General features: G+C 59.4%; 12 protein-coding genes. 6 read left to right on the top strand and 6 right to left on the bottom strand.

The genetic code is table 11. From position 1 onward, the window contains the following. Positions 1-84: 84 nt before the first annotated feature. Both Poly24_RS22820 and Poly24_RS22815 read right to left on the bottom strand, forming a co-directional pair. On the bottom strand, positions 85-978 hold the full coding sequence (locus tag Poly24_RS22820; protein ID WP_145101194.1) for an RAD55 family ATPase: 894 nt from the start codon (positions 976-978) through the stop codon (positions 85-87). Positions 979-991: 13 nt separating this feature from the next. Next, positions 992-2,794, bottom strand: coding sequence for an Hsp70 family protein (locus Poly24_RS22815; protein ID WP_145101191.1), 1,803 nt, complete (start codon positions 2,792-2,794; stop codon positions 992-994). A gap of 388 nt (positions 2,795-3,182) precedes the next feature. On the opposite strand from Poly24_RS22815, the gene Poly24_RS22810 reads away from it, so the two are divergent. Further along, positions 3,183-4,751: an NfeD family protein gene (locus Poly24_RS22810; protein WP_197452110.1), complete on the top strand. Its 1,569-nt coding sequence runs from the start codon at positions 3,183-3,185 to the stop codon at positions 4,749-4,751. A gap of 80 nt (positions 4,752-4,831) precedes the next feature. Here the strand turns inward: Poly24_RS22810 and Poly24_RS22805 are convergent, their stop codons facing one another. Beyond that, complete coding sequence (locus Poly24_RS22805; RefSeq protein ID WP_145101185.1) at positions 4,832-6,256, bottom strand: class II fumarate hydratase; 1,425 nt, start codon at positions 6,254-6,256, stop codon at positions 4,832-4,834. 303 nt (positions 6,257-6,559) lie between these two features. Between Poly24_RS22805 and Poly24_RS22800 the strand changes: the two genes are divergently transcribed. The 5 genes from Poly24_RS22800 to Poly24_RS22780 all read left to right on the top strand — a co-directional run bounded on the left by Poly24_RS22800 (position 6,560) and on the right by Poly24_RS22780 (position 13,645). Beyond that, on the top strand, positions 6,560-6,961 hold the full coding sequence (locus Poly24_RS22800; RefSeq protein ID WP_145101182.1) for an anti-sigma factor: 402 nt from the start codon (positions 6,560-6,562) through the stop codon (positions 6,959-6,961). Positions 6,962-7,661: 700 nt separating this feature from the next. Continuing rightward, positions 7,662-9,419 carry a preprotein translocase subunit SecA gene (locus Poly24_RS22795; protein ID WP_145101179.1) on the top strand — a complete coding sequence of 586 codons (1,758 nt, stop codon included), beginning with the start codon at positions 7,662-7,664 and terminating at the stop codon, positions 9,417-9,419. A 64-nt stretch (positions 9,420-9,483) separates the two neighbouring features. After that, the gene (locus Poly24_RS22790) at positions 9,484-10,233 is read left to right on the top strand and encodes an SDR family oxidoreductase (protein WP_145101176.1); all 750 of its coding nucleotides are present in this window, start codon (positions 9,484-9,486) and stop codon (positions 10,231-10,233) included. Between the two features lie 229 nt (positions 10,234-10,462). Continuing rightward, on the top strand, positions 10,463-11,992 hold the full coding sequence (locus tag Poly24_RS22785; protein WP_145101173.1) for a HEAT repeat domain-containing protein: 1,530 nt from the start codon (positions 10,463-10,465) through the stop codon (positions 11,990-11,992). Positions 11,993-12,358: 366 nt separating this feature from the next. Next, positions 12,359-13,645: an HD-GYP domain-containing protein gene (locus Poly24_RS22780; protein ID WP_145101168.1), complete on the top strand. Its 1,287-nt coding sequence runs from the start codon at positions 12,359-12,361 to the stop codon at positions 13,643-13,645. 170 nt (positions 13,646-13,815) lie between these two features. Here the strand turns inward: Poly24_RS22780 and Poly24_RS22775 are convergent, their stop codons facing one another. Genes Poly24_RS22775 through Poly24_RS22765 form a run of 3 tightly spaced genes read right to left on the bottom strand, consistent with a single transcriptional unit; the run spans position 13,816 to position 18,664 of the window. Beyond that, complete coding sequence (locus Poly24_RS22775) at positions 13,816-14,445, bottom strand: phosphopantothenoylcysteine decarboxylase domain-containing protein (protein ID WP_145101165.1); 630 nt, start codon at positions 14,443-14,445, stop codon at positions 13,816-13,818. Positions 14,446-14,449: 4 nt separating this feature from the next. After that, the gene (locus Poly24_RS22770) at positions 14,450-15,844 is read right to left on the bottom strand and encodes a DUF1501 domain-containing protein (protein WP_197452109.1); all 1,395 of its coding nucleotides are present in this window, start codon (positions 15,842-15,844) and stop codon (positions 14,450-14,452) included. A gap of 6 nt (positions 15,845-15,850) precedes the next feature. Continuing rightward, positions 15,851-18,664 carry a DUF1553 domain-containing protein gene (locus Poly24_RS22765; protein ID WP_145101162.1) on the bottom strand — a complete coding sequence of 938 codons (2,814 nt, stop codon included), beginning with the start codon at positions 18,662-18,664 and terminating at the stop codon, positions 15,851-15,853. Positions 18,665-18,671: the final 7 nt, after the last annotated feature.

Here is an 18,671-nt window from a genome sequence, read left to right as displayed (position 1 = left end):
AGTCTCTGCGATTTGGTCTGATGCAAAAGGACTCGTAACCTCGCCGACTACGCTTCGTTAAACGAAAAAAACAATACGACCTGCTTAGCTGGCCGATAGCTGCAGGCCGGCCTCATCGATCTCGAACAACCGCACGTTGTCATCACACTGGCTGCCGCGATGCTTGGCGATGTAGAGACCTCGCCGCATCTGCAGTCCATCGCGAATCTTGCCCATGTAGATCAATGTGTTTGCCAACGCGCCCAGGTCGCCATTGGCCAGCGGGCGATCGATCAATTGATCGAGCATCGATTCGGGCGTTGTACACAACAGCAGACAGGCGGCTTCGGAGTTGCTGTAAGCGTGAGCGGCCACTTGATCGGCGTAGTGGCGGAAGTCCTGTCGCAGCAGATCGCGAGCGACCCAGTCGTGTTCCTGTCGCATCACGCGATGGTAAGCGTATTCGAACAACTCCATCTGCAGCGAATCCTCCGGACGATCCGACGGTTCGATCCCATCGATCACAAACCGCCGCGTGCCGCGAACCAGGTGACCGTACAGAAATCCAATCATCTTGTTCAGGCTGCGGTTCAATTGCCGCTGCCACTCGTTCCATTGATCGGGATCCATTTGATCGCGGACCACGCGGCGTCCGGAATACCCCAGCATGTTCAGCGCGTTGGGCATCCGCACTTCCGAATCAAACACCCACTCGTTGCCCGATCCCGACGGCATCGAGTCGGGGGCGACGCTACGCCAATCGGCATCGAACAGACTTTGGGCATAACCGGCGTGGTTTTGCGAATCGCCTCGCGCACTCAGATCGAGCATCGCGCCTTGCGGTTCGTTTTGCGAGCGGCCTGCAAACAGATAGCTGATTCCGAGCTGCGTCTTGCCGATCCCGGTCGCCCCCGCGACAACCGTCAGTGTTCCTGGCAGCAAGCCGCCGCCGAGCATTTGATCGAGTGTTGGATTTCCGGTTGAGAGGCGTTCGGGCATAGGTGGGCTCTGGCTATTTTTTCTTCTTCGCCATGCTTTTCAGCGACGAAAAATCGGGCATCGGGGGAGCGGAAGAGGCTGATTCGGGAGTCGATTTTACAGCATCCTGCGTCGCGATCGCAGCTTCTTGGGGTGGGGCCGCCTTGGGCTTCTTGCCAGCATGCTTGGCATCGGTTCGCACGGCAAACCCCGTTGCTTGATCGTCCCTCGAATCATCTGGACTGTCCAGGCCCCTCGAAGGTTCACTCTTTTGCGACGGCGCGAGGGAATCGACCAAACTGTCGGGCATCCCGTCGGCGATTCGCTGCCGCCAATAATCGAAGGTGTCGGGCGTCAGGCCCGCATCGCGATTCAGAGTCAAGCGAACCTGGCGATCGATATCGGGCATCGTCGCCGTCACCCGCAAGCGTCCATCGCCGCTGTAGCGAAACTGAACATCGACCGAAGTTCCCTGCGGCAGCGAATCGGGCAGTTCGTCGATCACGCAACTGCCGATCTGCGTGGCGTCGTTGCCGCTATCGTCTCCCCCTTCGACGACCTGGATCTTGACGCTGCTTTGGTCGGGCTGGTGCGTGCGAAAGCGAACCGTTCGTTTGGCGGGCAGCCCGTTGTTGCGAGGGATCATGATCTGCCGCCGTGGCCGTCCGGTCGCATTTTCGATCGCCAAAACGCCCAGGTCGTGCGAGTTGACGTTGCTGACCGACATCCCCGCGATCTTGCTCCCTCCGCTGCGCAGCAACAACCCCGCGTACAATGCCGCTCCTTGGCCGATCGCTTCGTCGGGGGACAACGTGCGATCGACCTGCTGTCCGGTCGCCGCTTCGACCGCCGCTTGGATCATCGGCATCCGAGTCGATCCGCCGACAAGGATGATCCGCGACAATTCCCCCATCGACAGCCGGGCATCGCGGACCGCCATCTGCATCGTCAGAATCGTGCGGTCGACAAGGTCCGATGTCAAAAACTCAAACTTCTCCCGCGACAGCGGCAGCTTGAACCGATGCCCTTCGTGAGTGAACACGATCGGGAACTCATCGCGCTGACACAACGCGTGTTTTGCCAACGTTGCCTTCTTGGTCAACTCTTGAGCCAACGCGGGATCGTCGCGCGGATCGCAATCGTGATGAAGCATGAACTGTTCACAGGCGTAGTCGACGATCCGTGCATCCCAATCGATCCCGCCCAGATAGACATCCCCCGCAGTTGCCAGCGCCCGGTACCGCATCCCATCGATCTCCATCACCGTCACGTCAAACGTTCCGCCGCCGAGATCGTAGACCAACACGCGGCGGCGATGTTCGCTGGTCCCATCGCTGGCCAGGAATCCCGACTGCACGCCATACGCGATCGCCGCGGCCGTCGGTTCGTTGATGATGTCCAGGATTTCCAAACCGATCAAGCGGCCGGCATCCTGCGTCGCCTTGCGGCACGGTTCGTTAAAGAAGGCGGGAACGGTCACCACGGCTTTGGTGATCTGCCCCAGTCGCGGCTGTGCGTCGTCGATCAACTTCTTCAAGACCAACGCCTGAACAACTTCGGGCGGAAGCGATTCGCCGCGAATCTGTTTTTCATAAGCCTGCTCTCCAACATCCCGTTTGGCAAACAAGGCCAACCGCTCCGGTTCGATCGTCCCCGCCTCGATCGCTTCGCACCCAACCACCGGTCGCGATCGGTCGAAGAAGACGGCACTGGGGGTTGTCAGATCACCCTCGGCATTGGGAACGGTCTGCGGTCGCCCATCGCTGTCCAGGTAGGCGAGCGATGAAAACGTAGTCCCCAGATCGATCCCAACGGCAAGATGTTTTGGAGTCGCCATAATAGTTCGCCTCTGGACGCGGAAGAGTAGCCGTCGACGCGAATCGTATCTTATCGTGATCCTAGGGGACGATCAAACGTTTTGTTGTGGCGATGGTCTGGCATGCAGTTGAGTCGAAACGTGACGTAGGTTCTAACGCAGTGGGAGTCTGCGTTCGAGGGCTGCCTCTTTCGGTGTAAACCAGTGGACATCGCGCGAGGGCGATAATCTACGCCAGCGGATGTCGTCTGGTCGGCCGGATCGATCTAGAGCGGGAAGGGGCGTGCAAGGCAGGAAATCGGGGAGCAAAAAACAGCTTTGTGGCATGTTCTTAGCAAAAACGGCGCCTCCGATCTCTCAACAAGAAGCCTTTAACGCGGGTGGGCGGATTTCCTATAATGGAAACACGATGCGTTGCCACTGGCGGATTAATGGAAGCGAGACTCTGATGTTCGGGAATATCGTTCGCAGCCTCGGGCTGATCTTACTGTTTGGAGCTTCGCCGCTGAGCGGCTGGGCTCAGGAACCGGAAGCGAAACCGCCAGCAGCCGAAAAGCCGGCGGCGGCGACCGCTGTCGTGATTCCGTTGCATGGTGAGATCACGCCGCTGACCGGTGCGTTCCTGGATCGCAAGCTGGAAGAGGCTCGCGAGATGGGAGTCGATGTGGTGATCATCGACATCGACAGCCCCGGCGGGTTTGCCGACGTCAGCTTCGATATCGCCCGGCGGCTGCGCGATCTGAAGTGGGCCAAGACGGTCGCCTATGTCGAAAACCAAGCGATCAGCGGAGCGGCGATCGCAGCGCTCGGATGCGACGAGATCATCATGCGCCCCGGCGCGATGTTGGGAGACGCCGGCGTGATCGCTCAAGAGATCTTGGGGGGCCCGTTCAAATACGCTCCCGAAAAAATCCTCAGCAAGATGGTCGCCGACATTCGCGAAGTCGCCGATGCCGGTGGCCGACCGCCAGCGCTTGCCGAAGCGATGATGCATAAGGATGTCCAGGTCTTCCAAGCGACGCACAAACAGGATGGACGCGTTTGGTATTACACCAAAGCCGAATGGGATTCGTTGCCCGACGCGGAGGCTTGGCAGCAGGGCAAGCCGGTGATGGAGGCTCGCGAAAATACGTTTTTAACCGTCACCGGCAAGCGAGCCGTCGAACTGCAGATCGCCAATGGCCTGGCCGATTCCAAAACCGAACTCTACGAACAGTTGGGCATCGCTAAAGAGCCCACGGTGCTCGCCCAAACCGGCATCGATACCTTGGTCTGGGTGCTGAACCTGCCGCTGATTACGTTCCTGTTATTCGTGATCGGTCTGTTGGCGATCTTCATCGAATTCAGTGCCCCCGGTTTGGGAATGGGCGGGCTGGTCTCGACGCTCTGTTTTGGCCTCTTCTTCTGGAGTCGCTTCCTGGGAGGCACATCGGGCTGGTTAGAGGTGACGCTGTTTGCCGTTGGGCTGATCTTCATCGCGTGTGAGATTTTCGTGATTCCAGGCTTTGGTGTTCCCGGGATCTCCGGCTTCCTCCTGGTTCTGGGATCGCTGGTGATGGCGTCCCGAAACGTCGTCTGGCCCGAAAGCACACGCGATCTGATGCAGCTGAACAAGACGCTGGCGACCGTCGGTGCGTCGATGATCGCCTTTGTTGTGTTGGCGATGGTCGGCAGCCGCTATCTGCTGGACTTTCCGCTCTTCCGCCGGATCGCCCTGTTGCCGCCGGAGGTCGACGACCAAGCGGCTGCCGTCGCCGTGGGGACTGCCTACTCCGCTTCGAATCGGCCGGCAGCTTGGGAACAGGTCGACGTCGGCGATGCGGGAATCGCCACCTCACCACTGCGTCCGGCGGGGAAAGCCGCCTTTGGCGACGAACTGGTCGACGTGATCACCGAAGGAGAATTTGTCGAAGCGGGCAAAGGGGTGAAGATCGTTCAGAAGCATGGCACCCGCGTGGTCGTCCGTTCGACCAGCTGATTAGAAAACGCTGGGTGAGTTGTCGGGCTTCGCTTCGATCGAAGCGAAGCCGACTGTCCCAGCGACGCGTCCCGCAACGATTATTCGTGCGGTTCGGTCATGCTCATCGGATCCAACGCTTCGGTCAGCGTCTCTTCGGGAAGGATCCCCTTTTCGCGGCACAGTTCGCGAATCGTCTTGCCGGTCGCAAACGCCTCTTTGGCCAACTTGGCCGCCATGTCGTAACCGATCAATGGGTTCAGGCTGGTGCACATCGAAAGGCTCTGTTCGACGGCAGCTTCGCACGCTTCGGGATTGGCTTCCAATTCCGCGACGCAGAAATCGACAAACGCTTCGGTTCCGGCGGACAGCAGATGGATCGACTCGAGCGTCGTTTGAGCCATTACGGGCATCATGATGTTCAGCTGGAAATTGCCGCCGGTCGCTCCCGACATCGTGATGCAGGCGTCGTTGCCGACGACGCGGGCGTTCAACTGCATCATGCTTTCGCACATCACGGGATTGACTTTGCCAGGCATGATCGAGCTGCCCGGCTGGCGGCTGGGCAGCTTCAATTCAAAGAAGCCGCAGCGAGGGCCGCTGCCCAACCATCGGATGTTGTTCGAAACGTTGAACAGCGTCTGGGCGATGCACTTCAGTTGTCCGTGGCATTCGACTAAACCATCGCGTTGGGCGTTGGCTTCGAAGTGGTTTTCGGCTTCTACGAAATCGATGTTCGTTTCGCTGGCCAGGATCTCCGACACGCGGCGGCCAAATTCGGGATGGGTGTTGATCCCGGTGCCGACAGCCGTCCCGCCGACTGGCAGTTCGCAAACCGCAGCGATCGCGGATTGGGCGCGGCCGATCGAGAGGTCGATCTGGCGGACAAAGCCACCGATCTCTTGTCCCAGTCGCAGTGGCGTGGCGTCCATCAAGTGGGTTCGTCCGATCTTGATCAACTGGTCCCAAGCTGTCGCCTTTTCTTGCAAGCTGTCGCGCAGCCGCTGCAACGCCGGAATCAAACGCTCTTTGATCTCGATCCCCACGGCGACGTGGATCGCGGTCGGGAAGGTGTCGTTGGTGCTCTGCCCCATGTTGACGTGATCGTTCGGATGGATCGTCTTCTTTTCGGCGAACCGATCGCCACCGGCCAATTCGATCGCTCGGTTGGAGATGACTTCGTTGACGTTCATGTTGCTGCTGGTTCCCGATCCGGTCTGGAAGACGTCGATCGGAAACTGGTCGGCCAACCCGCCATCGGCAATTTCGCGGCAAGCCTTCGACAGACATTCGACATCGTGTTCGGTCAGCGGATTCATTCCCGAACCGGTCAGTTTGCCGAGGTCGTAGTTGGCGCGGGCGGCCGCGAATTTAACCAAGCCCATCGCTTGAATCATCGGACCGGGCAGACGCCAGCCGCTGATCGGAAAGTTCTCCACGGCGCGTTGGGTTTGAGCGCCGTAGTAGGCCTCTGCAGGAACCTGAACTTCGCCCATGGAATCGCGTTCGACTCGATATTCACTCATAATTAATCCGCTGCCTGGTGTGGAATGACTTGATTTGGGGAGGGAATGTTCACTGACCTACTGCCGCCGTCAATGCTCCAGCCAGATCGCATGCGATGCGCCATGGTTGTAAGAGCTGCCAGCTGGCCAAGATACGCGATTTTACCGAGATCGATTCAAACCGACCAGCGGCAGCCCGGCGGGGGATGTACGATAAAGAACGCCCAAACGGCAATTTTTTGCGCCTCCGATCGATCGCAAACCGAGCCTATCCAATCACCCGATCGATCCCACTTCGCCAGAACGCCTCTACGCAGAATACGTATGTCCGAACGAACCGATGCCGATTTGCAGGCCTTTCTCGATGAATCGCTCCCCGCAGCGCAGATGGCTGAAATCGAAGCCGAACTGCGAGACGACACCGATTTGCACCAACGCCTAGCCACACTCCGCGGCCAACAGGACGCGGGGATGCACGGCTTGGGAGCGATCTGGCGGCGGCACCGCGTCTCCTGTCTCAGCCGCGAGGAACTGGGGCAATTCCTGCTGGGAGTGATGGACGACCAGGCGGCGGAATATGTCCGCTTCCACGTCCAACGGATCGGTTGCCGGTATTGCGAAGCGAATCTAGAAGACCTGCAAGGGCAGCAGCGCGAAGCCGCCACGCAAACCGCCACCCGCCGCCGCAAATACTTTCAGACCAGCGTCGGCCATCTGAAAAAGTAGCGGAATGCGAAAGCCCTTGGCGTCGGTAGCTTGTGCTCATGCTCCAGACTCTCCCCGTAAGGTCGTCCAGTAGCCACCGAGTTCTCCGAGCACACAGAGGTAATCACTGGCAAGCTCAAGTCTCTGTGAACTCCTGCTCTCTGTGGCTGTAACACGACCGCTCCGGGTGCCACTGGCAGAGCCAGTGGCACTCACGTGGGGTGCATTCTTCAACAGCCACAGAGTCCACCGAGAACACAGAGGAAATCACTGTCAAGCTCAAGCCTCTGTGAACTCCATGCTCTGTGTGGCAGTAATGCGACCGCTCCGGGTGCCACTGGCTCTTGCCAGTGCTTCTCAATCGAAGTCCCAGGGTTGGCACGACCAAAGGTATTGCCAGTGTCATGCAACCATACGCGAGCGGAGCCACCCTGAGCGGCAAACGTTTCCAGTATTGGATTACGGTTCGATCTGTATAGTCTGGGGACTTCGGCATGAAAGCACTGGCAGAAGCCAGTGGCACCCCGTTCCGTCCCTTCTCTTCGCACAACCTAATCAACCAGCACAATCGATCGGCGAGTTGCGGGCGCGACGTTCCGCTCGCTCCATCCCAAGCGTGTGACAGGTATTATGGAGAAGACCTGTTTGTTTCATTCATCGGAGCGTTGCTGTGAGTGCAGGTTTCTGGATCTTCCCCAATTTCGATCGGGCTTGAAAAATCGTGTTCTCTCCGTTGGCTCAGCCGTTGATCGCGCTCGACCGCAGCGAAGTGCAGCGCCAGTTGAGTCGAGCGGATGAGGCGATTCGGGCGGAGTTGGGATTTGGTTTGCGAGCCAACCAGTTCCAGGTCAGCGAAAAACTGCTGACCCGCACGATCACCGAACTTGCGACCGGCGAAGGGAAGACGGTGGCAGCGGTTCCGGCGATCTCGCTGTTGGCAAGACACAGCGATGGCGTGCTGGTCTGCACGGCGAACGACTATCTGGCCCAGCGCGATGCGAATCTGTTGAGTCCCGTTTTTCAGCGGCTAGGCCTTTCCTGCGGCGTCGTCGCCGCGGGCGTCAGCGGCGACGAACGTAGTGCCGCCTACCGCTGCGACATCACCTACGGCACGATCCGCGAATTCGGCTTCGACTACCTTCGCGACTGCCTGACCCAACGTCAGCAACCGGAGGCCGATCTGTTGCAGCGGCCTCCGCAAACGCTGTTGGTCGATGAAGCGGACAACTTGTTGATCGATGAAGCGACGTCGCCGTTGATCATCAGCGGATCGCAAGCCGGCGCGGGACCTGCCACGGAAGCTGCCTACCGCTGGGCCGCCGATGCATCTCCCGCCCTCGAAGCGACTCGCGATTTCTGCGTCATGCCCGACACTGGATTGGTTGCGTTGACAGCGGCAGGCCGCGCTCGAGTCTATCGGCAAGCGATGCCGCCGGCGATGAATCCGCTGGCGATGACCGACGTCTTGCATGCGATCGAACGTGCGATTTATGTAAACGTTCACTTCCACCGCGACAAGCACTACCTGGTTCGCGATGGAAAGATCGTGATCGTCGATGAATACACCGGTCGTACGGCGGACGGGCGTTCTTGGAGCGGCGGGGTGCAGCAGGCGATCGAAGCCCGCGAGCAGTTGACGCTGACCAATGAGACTCGGCCGATCGCCCAGGTGACGGTTCAGGACTTTGTCCAGCGGTTCCCCAAACTGAGTGGCATGACGGGAACGGCGATCGAATCGCGTCGCGAGTTCCAGACAGTCTATGGATTGCAGGTCGCACAAGTTGCCTCGCACTCTCCTTCGCAACGCCAGACACTGCCGGAGATCGTTTGCCGCAACCAAATGGAAAAGTGGGACGCCGTTGCCGACGAGACGCAGCAGATGTTGCGAGCCGGCCGAGCGGTGCTGGTTGGAACGCGAACGGTCGAGCAGTCGCAGCGATTGGCCGATCGGCTGCGACGCGATGGCATCGAATCGGAAGTACTCAATGCGACGAATCCCGAACGCGAAGCCGAGATCATCGCCGCGGCGGGGCAAGCCGGACGCGTGACCGTGGCGACTAACATGGCGGGGCGCGGAACCGACATCCGGCTGGCCGATTCGGTTTGCGACGCGGGTGGACTGCACGTGATCGGTACCGAATTGCACTCTGCCGCGCGGATCGATCGCCAATTGGCGGGTCGCAGCGGGCGCTGTGGCGATCCAGGATCGTACCGGCAGTTCATGGCGGCCGACGACGAAATTTTGCACGCTGCGTTCGGAGCGGCCCGGGCTGCGGCGATCGCCGATCAGGCGGCGTCTGCCAATATGAACGCAAACCTCTTTCGCAAAGCTCAGAAATTAGTCCAAGCTCGCGGCGTGGAAGATCGCAGCGCGTTGGCCGCTCGCAATCAACACCTGGCGACGATGTACCGATCGCTGGGACTCGATCCGGTCTTGGATCGGTTCGCCGACACTTCACCCGAATTGGAAAACGCGTGATAGCGAAGGCCCGCAAGGCGAAGGTCGCTGAAGAGCTTGGCAACCGATGCAAATAGGAAAACGAATGACAGAGAAAAAGATCGCGATCGTGACGGGAGCCGGTTCGGGGATCGGACGCCACGTCGCCATCGCTTTGATGGAAAACGGATACCACGTCGTTCTGGCGGGACGCAATCGCGAGACGCTCGACGAGACAGCGGGCTTGGGGCCCGAAGGATCTGCGTCGGTCATCCCGTGCGATGTGTCCGACGCCGATTCGGTCGGCAGTCTGTTCGCCGAAACGGTCGAGCGACTGGGGCGATTAGATCTGTTGTTCAACAACGCCGGCATCAACGCTCCGAGTGTGCCGATGGATGAATTGACGATCGATCAATGGCAGCAGGTGGTCGACGTGAATCTGACAGGCGTGTTCTTGTGCACTCGGGAAGCGTTTCGCGTGATGAAAAAACAGACGCCTCAAGGAGGCCGGATCATCAACAACGGATCGATCTCGGCTCACGTTCCCCGTCCGCAATCGATCGCTTACACCGCGACAAAACATGCGGTGGCGGGGATCACGAAATCGACGGCCCTCGACGGCCGGCCGCACAACATCGCCTGTGGCCAGATCGATATCGGCAACGCGGCGACGGAGATGACACGCCGGATGGAACAGGGCGTTCCGCAAGCCGACGGAAGCCTGAAGGCCGAACCGACGATGGACGTCCGCGAGATCGGCCGAGCGGTCCTCTATATGGCCAGCCTTCCGCTGGACGCCAACGTCCTGAACATGACCGTCATGGCGTCGGCGATGCCGTACGTCGGCAGGGGCTAGAAAAGCCAAGCGGTCGCGGAACCACACAGCAACGGTTTGTCGCGCATTTTCCCGTGCGACCCGCCGCTGCAGGGGTCCTAAACGAAATGGATCGGCTGCGGTATGCTTAGACCTGCGTGATTGCTGGCGAACCCGACGTGCGTTGGAGCACAAAATGTGACGGGGTTTGGGCCCCGCGATCCGCGCGATATCTACGTTCCCCGATCCTTCTAGCTTGTGGCGTTGCCCCGTGTCCGATAACTCTGAACTTATCGAATTTCTGATCGGCCCTGGCGTCGACCCCGCCGAGTCGGCGCAGTATATCCAATCGCTGCACCAAGCGCCGGTCGAATCGATCGAGATGATCCTCCGATCGTTGATCAACAACCTGGAACCGATCGTCGCCGACAAACCGGGCTTGATCGATGGGCTGCTGCGGTTGTTGCAATCGAATCTGCTGCGCCAGCCGAGCGAAGAGGCGGAGACGCTCGATTCGGATCTGATCGTCGCCCTGTACGAGAACCTGCCCAAGGAATTGGGGACTCGGTTTTTGTTGCTGCACGCGTTGGCGATCGCTCGCGGGCCCGAGCATCTGCAAGCGTTGGCTGAACTGTTGGTCGAGGACGCTCCGCAAAACTGGATTCAAGTGGGGCTGGTCCTCAGCCCGCTGTTCCAACACGCTGGCTGGGATGTCGATTCGATGTTCCCTCGCGTTTTGGATGCGATTCAAAATCTGGCCGTCGCTGGCGGTATCTTGGATCTAGCAAACCATCTGTTTCGGTCGGGGCAAACGAAGCGGCATCGTTGCGTCGATCGCAGCGATGATCTGATCCCGTTGCTCGGAGCGTTGGTCGCTCAGTTGGAACAAGTCGAAAAGAATCCGAAGGCGTTTGGCGACACGCCCGAACAGGTCAATCAGGTTCTCAGCGAAGCGATCGCGCTGATCGTTTCGGTCTGCGACGCGTTGGCGTTGATCGGAGTTGATCGCGCGATTCCGCAATTGAAGCTGGCGATGGAGTTGTCGCATCGGCGAATCCAAACCGAAGCGGCCGGCGCGTTGGCTCGGCTGGAACAAGAAGAAGGGATCGACCGGCTGATCGAATTGGCAGCCGAACCGTCGGCGCGACTCCGCGTGTTGGCTTATGCGGAAGAGTTGGGACTGGAAGATAAGATCGACGATCAGTATCAAACCGCCGCCAGTCGCGCTGAATCGGAACTCGCATTGTGGTTAGCTCAGCCTGGCCAGATGGCGGTCCCCCCGAGTCGCATCGAATTGTTGGATCATCGGTTGCAGTTCTGGCCCGGATTCGACGATCCGATCGACTGTTTCCTGTTCCGATTCGACTATCACTTCGCCCAAGGGGACTTCAGCAACCTAGGGATCGTCGGCCCGATGGTTCACGCTTTTTCGGCTGACATCACGCACTTGCCGGTGGAAGAAGCGTATGCCGCGTTTGCTGGATGGCAAGCCGAACACGAAGACATCTACGTCGTGGGGACCGAGCATTGGAACGCGGCTCAACGGCGGGTCGCCGACGTGTCGGTGAAAGAACTCGAAGAGAAAGGCTACGAAGCGGTCACTCCCGAATTCCTCGGCTTCTTCCTCGGCGAACACGCTGTTGTCGCATTAGCTTCGAAAGACGGGGCGATCGGTGTCTGTGTCTACGATGGTCTTGAGTTGGTGTGGTATCCCACATCGGGGCGGATGCGTCCGCTGACCGCTCAGGATGTCTGGCAGATCTACATGGGCCGAAAGATCTTGCGGACCTTTAATACGTGATCGCCGATCGGATTTAATCGGGCTGTTCTCTGCACGTCTTGATGGACGCCTTTCGCTCCGCGAACGTGCGCCTCGTCCGCACGCACTTTCGCGGAGCGAAAGGCGCCTAACGGGCCGGCTGTGTCCAGGTCGTTGCTCGTCGCGATCTGCGAATTCGCTGCGATACTTCGATCTGACACAATCGGTTTGTCCGGCGCACTCCTTAATTTTTTCTCTCCACAGCTGGGCAATTCCGGCTTGACGCCGAACGCTGACGACCCGGCGTTACAACCGGTTGTAGACTTCGGTTGAGAAATCTTTTCCCTGCGATGCCCCCGCCGACCGTTCGAGATTCCGATTTAAGGCTCTTTTGAGATAAGTCACGCTATGGCCGATTCAGCTCTCGCTTCGCGCACACGTTGCACCGACGATCCGCAATTCGATCCCGATGCGCTCATCAAACAAGTCGAGAGTCTGGAGCAGGAGGTTCAGTCGTTGACCGAACAGGTCACCCGCGATTTTGAAGAATTGGCGTTGCTGCAATCGTTAGCCGTTTCGATGGAGCTGCGAACGTCGACGCCCGAACCGATGGCGCTGATGCTCGACTTCTTGCCCAAGCTGCCACTGTCGACGATGTGCCAAGCCGTTGCTTTGGTCCCGAACATCGAAATGTTTGCCGATCACAAGCCGAACGAAGGCAATGCGTTTACGTTGTGGAGCGGCGATCCGTTGGTCGAAGACGACGTCTGCCGAAAGATCATCGCCACCTACGGCGAAAACGCGAAGGTCGATCCGGTCGTGATCAATGACCTGGCCGCAGATCAGATCGACTCGCGAATCCGCGATATCATCCTTGTCGAAATCCGGCATGCCGATCGCCTGGCCGGTTGGCTGATCGCGTGCAATCACGTGAAACCTGCGGGAACTCTGCCCGGAGTTCGCGACGGCTTTACGACGATCGAAGCGAATCTGATCCTGACCGCCGGATCGATCCTGGCAACTCAATTGCACAACACGCGGTTGTTGCGACAGAAGGAGCAGCTGTTCACCGATGTCGTCCGCGCAATGGTCAACGCGGTCGAAGCACGCGATGATTACACGTGTGGTCACAGCGAACGGGTCGCTCTCTTTGCGAAGGAGTTGGCACGCGAAGCCGGTCTCACCGTGACCGATTGCGATCGCATCTACCTGACCGGTCTGCTGCACGATGTTGGTAAGATCGCCGTTCCCGACGCGGTCCTGCAGAAACCGGGGCTGTTGAACGCCGAAGAGCGGAGCGTGATCGAAACCCATCCCGACGTCGGTTGGCGGATTTTGTATCCGTTGGTCAATCAACTGTCGGAAGTTCTCCCCGGCGTGCTGTTCCATCACGAACGGATCGATGGCAAAGGCTATCCTGACGGGCTTGTCGGCGAAGAGATCCCTTTGGATGGACGGATCTTGGCGATCAGCGACGCCTACGACGCGATGACCAGCGACCGACCTTACCGCGGCGGGATGCCTCAGGAAAAGGCGGAAGAGATCCTTCGCAGCGGCGCCGGATCGCAGTGGGATGCCGACCTGATCGGTCACTTCTTCGATGCCATGCCGCGGATGATCGCGATCCGCGAAAGCTACAACCGCCGCGAACCTCAGGCTCGCCAACACGGTTCGTACATGCCGGTCGAAGGCTAGTGGTTTTTCAAACTTTGATTTTAGGCCTGATGGTAGTTGACGAGGTCACGAGTCCCCATAATCTCTGGCGCGAAAGGACTCGTGACCTCGTCCACTACCCTGAATTCAAATGTGGATGAAGCAATAGTGCGGTGCATCGCGCCGGGAGTTGGAACGACGCGAAGACGGCTTCAGCGAATCAAGCGAGCGTCGATCACTTTCAAGATGCCGCGGGCGACGTCGAGCTTCGAGCCCGAAATCTGCTCGAGCAATTGACCTTCGGCGTCGATCAGGTCGACTTGGTTTTCGGCCGAATCGATCGCTTCGGGGCCATTGCTGACCATCAGGTCGCAGTGCTTCTTTTCTAGTTTCACGATCGCCCGGAAGTGCCGATCCTGCGTCTCTAACGCAAATCCCACGACCCATTGATCGCTCCGCTTGCGTTCGCCGAGGGTGGCGACGACATCGGGAGTCTCGACCAGATTCAGTTGCAGCGGCTTGCCCGTTTTGGAGATCTTCTCCGTTTCCACCTGCTGCGGCTGGTAATCGCAAGGTGCCGCCGCGCCGATCGCACCATCGCACTGCTGGAATTCGCGGTGAGCGACTTCCAACATCTCCTGCGTGGTCAGGACATCGATCACTTCAGCTGCTGCCGGATAGGTGACGCCAACGGGCCCGCTGACGACCACGACCTGGTGGCCTAAATCGAGTGCAGCTTGGGCCAACGCAGCCCCCATCCGTCCGCTCGATGCATTGGTCAGATAGCGGACGGGGTCCAGGTACTGTCGGGTCGGCCCCGACGTGATCAATATTTTGGCCATTCTTTTACGCAAACAACTCGGTCACAACACGGCCCGCGACATCGGTCAAGCGGAAGTCGCGACCGGCATATCGATAGGTGAGCCTTTGATGATCGAGCCCCATTAAATGCAAAATGGTAGCGTGCAAGTCGTGCATGTGAACCCGATCCTGCTGTGAATAATAACCGAATTCGTCGGTCTCGCCATAGCTGGTCCCACCTTTCACGCCGCCGCCGGCCATCCACATCGTGAAGCCTTGCGGATTGTGATCGCGGCCGTTGGCGCCCTGCACGACGGGCGTGCGGCCAAATTCGCCGCCCCAGACGATCAGCGTGTCTTCCAACATTCCCCGCTGCTTGAGATCTTGAATCAAGCCGGCGACCGGTTGGTCGGTCTTTAAAGAGTTCTTCTCGTGTCCGCTCTTTAAGTTGCTGTGTTGATCCCAAACGTTGCCGGTGGAGACTTGAATAAATCGTACGCCCGCTTCGGCTAGGCGTCGCGCGAGCAGACAGCTGCGGCCAAAGTTGTCGGTCGGTTCTTGTCCGACGCCGTAGAGATCCAAGATGTGTTGAGGCTCCTCGTCCAGCGACAGAACCTGCGGCGCGGCCTGCTGCATTCGAAACGCCAGCTCGTACGCTTCGATCGCTCCTTCGATCTGTTGGTCCTGGCCGGCGCGATCCAGGTGGCGACGGTTGAGCGTTTGCAGCAAGTCCATCTGGCGGTTCTGTTCCGCCGGGGGAAGGTCGCCGCGATTCAGGTACTTGACCTGCGCATCGCCCAGCTTGCCGTTGCTGCCGATCGCCGTCGCTTGGTGGATCGCGGGAAGGAACGCGGTTCCGTAGTTCCTTGGGCCGCCGTGACCGGTGCTCGGCGCGAGGGCAACAAACGACGGCAGGTCTTCGTTTTCGGTCCCCAGGCCGTAACTGAGCCACGATCCGACCGAAGGGCGGACCAAGTTGTCGCTGCCGGTGTTCAGCATGCTGACCGCTTGGCCATGCGATTGCCCGCGGCTGTGCAGCGATTTGATGATGCACATCTCATCCAGATGCCGCGCCGTGTGGGGCATCAATTCGCTGCACCACAGTCCGCTCTGACCATGTTGTTTGAATTTCCACGGGCTGCCCAATAGCTTCAACTTGGCGTCGATCGCTGCCGTCGGCAGATCGTACGGCAGGTCCTTGCCATCGTCGGCTTGCAGACGCGGTTTGTAATCAAACGTGTCGACGTGGCTGGGACCGCCATGCATGAACAGGAAGATCACGCGGCGAGCGCGAGGCAGATGATGCGTCGCCGGTTGGGCCAGCGGACCGCTGGGCGTGGCCGCTTGCGCCTGGCGTGTCATGAGATCGGCGAGGGCCAGCGAACCGAAGCCGCATGCCGAAGCCGAGAGCATCTGTCGTCGAGAGGTTACGTTTTTCATGGTCGATCAATCCAGGAATCGGTATTCGGTGCTGGCCATTAGGATCTGAATGAATTGCGCGAGCCGCTGCGGATCGCCGCTGATAAACTCTGCGGCGAGTTCGCGTTCGTCGCTCTGCGGATAACGTTGCAGGCAGCGCAAGTAGGCTGCTTCGATCTGCGCATCCAGAGGTTCGGATATTTCCGCGATTCGGGCGGCGATCTGTTGAGACATGTCGATCACCGTGTCGCTGTTCAACATCACCAACGCTTGGGAGGGGACGTTGGTCGCGGGGCGGCGACCGACAAGGATATCGGGATCGGCAAAGTCGAACGTCGCCAGCATCGGCGGCAACTGGCCGCGGATGATCTGCAGGTACATGCTGCGGCGATTCGATTCGGCCAGTGTGGCCGCTCCCGAACTGGCGGTGTTGTTGTTCACCAACACGCCAAATTTCTGCATCGGTTGTACCGTTGGCACGCGGTCCAAACGCTCGGCGGCAACCAGCATCGTGTCGCGGAGCGCTTCGGCTGGCAGACGCTTGCGATGCCCACGCCACAACAAGCGGTTGTCTGGATCGGCTTGGAAAGCGACTCGATGGTAGTTTGACGACTGACGATAGACGCGGCTGAGCACGATCTTGCGGACCAGCGTTTTGATCGACCAGCCCTCGCGAACGAACTGAATCGCCAGCGTGTCGAGCAGCTCGGGGTGGCTGGGGCGATCGCCCAGTTGGCCAAAGTTGTCGACGGTTCGGACCAGCCCCTGCCCGATCAGATGCATCCAGACGCGGTTGACGATCACGCGAGCGGTCAGCGGATTGTCCGGATCGGTGATCCAATCGGCCAGCTGCAGCCGACCGCTTTGGTCCTCGGGGATCGCGATCGATGAACCGCTGGAGACGACTTGCAGGAAGCCGCGCGGTACGACCGGGCCTTTGTTGTGGGGTTCGCCGCGGATGCACAAGCAGGCGTCTTCGACTTGTTTCTCATCGACCACGGCCATCGCTCGAGGCAGTGGCGGCGGAGCTGTCTTGTCGTGGTCACGGATCGCGGCTTCCAGCGATTTGATCTCGGCGGAGACTGCCGCGATCATCTGTTGCTGCTTCTTGCTGTCCGCCGGTTGCTGAGCTTCTTCCCCCGGCTTGAGGAACTGAACCGCATCGGCGATCACGTACCCTTGTGTCCCGATGTTCCGCATGATCACCGTCGCCGGCTTGTCGGCAGCAAAGTCGTATTCGCCGATCGATTCCCACAAGCCAGCGATCGAACCTGGTTTGGATTGGTTGAGCGTTGCCTGTTGAATCCCCGACGCGGTGTGGATTTCGATCGGTACGTTGGCGGCACGGCTGCCCGACCCGGTGTAGGCGATCCGCACCTCATAACGTCCCGCCGCCAGGTTGGTGGAGAACGCGACCGACGTCTCTCCCTTGTTCTTGTTGTCGTCGTGGATGTAGCCGGCACCATAAAACGGTTGCGTCAGCAGCGACTCTTTCCAGTGCCCGGTTCGCTTGGCTTCGGTATCGTCGACAACCGTTCCACCCCAGTTGCGTGGAGCTGCTTTACGGAGCGAGGCGAGTTGTTTCTTGGTGGCGGCTAGTTGGCTGGTCAGTTCCTTCTTCGCCGCCGCATGCTGTTCGACCGCCGCGCGATGTTCGCTGCGTGTCGGCAGATCGCGTTTGACCCACGTGCTGACGTACCGCTGCGATTCGCCATCCAACACCTTGGTGCTGGAGAAGATTCCCGCCAAGGCGTAATAGTCTTTGGTTGGGATCGGATCGAACTTGTGATCATGGCAACGGGCACATCCCAGTGTCATCCCGAGGAACGCGCGGCCGACGGTGTCGATTTGATCGTCGACGATATCCAACTTCAGCTTCGCCTTGTCGCGTTCGCTGAGCATCTTTGATCCGAGCATCAAGAACCCGGTGGCGACGAGGTTTTCGATCCGATCGGCGTCGGAGTCGCTGGGCATCAGGTCGCCGGCGATCTGTTGGCGGACAAACTCATCAAACGGTTTGTCGGTCGCCATCGCGTCGACGACAAACTGACGGTAACGCCAAGCGTCGTGAAAGGTCGCGTTGAAGTCGGCGCCATTGGAATCGGCGTATCGGGCGACGTCCAACCAATGCCGCCCCCAGTGTTCCGCGAATCCGAACGAGGCGAGTTGGCGATCGACGATCCGACGCCAGTGCTCCGGCGACGGGTCGTCGCTGAATTGTTGAATCAGTTCGGGGGACGGTGGCAGACCGGTCAGGTCGAAGGTCAACCGTCGCAGGCTGACGATCGGATCGGCGTCTCCCGGATAGGGAAGTTCCGCCTGCAGGCGACGCGCTTCGACGAAGCGATCGATGTCCGACCACGCCCAGTCGGAACCGGGGATCATCGGCGGCGAAACCTCTTGAGGATTCTGGAACGACCAGAAGTCGCGTCCCGCATCGAGGTCGATCCCTTTGGAGGCAGGATGCGTGCCGGTTCCTTCGCGCGGATCGAATGCACCTTGATCGATCCAGTGGCGGAAGTGGTCGATCACTTCATCGGGCAAGCGACCACTCGGCGGCATCTCGACCGATTCGAACTCCAACGCTGAGATTAACAGACTCTCGGCAGCGTTGGAAGGAACGATTGCCGGACCGCTATCGCCGCCGGTACGCCAACCATCGGCCGAATCCAACAGCAGGCTGCCGCCGAGTTCTTCGGAGTTTTCCGCGTGGCATTCGTAGCAATGTTTGATCAGCACCGGGCGAATGTGCTGTTCAAAATAGTCCGCCTTGGAGAGCGGATCAGCCTGAGCGGTGGCGGCGATTGAAATCAATCCGATGCATAACAGGCGAGTCTGCATGTGATTT

The organism is Rosistilla carotiformis (genome assembly GCF_007753095.1).
Lineage (GTDB): Bacteria > Planctomycetota > Planctomycetia > Pirellulales > Pirellulaceae > Rosistilla > Rosistilla carotiformis.
Note: the sequence above shows the minus strand (reverse complement) of the source record. Positions and strands in the feature narration are given on the sequence as shown.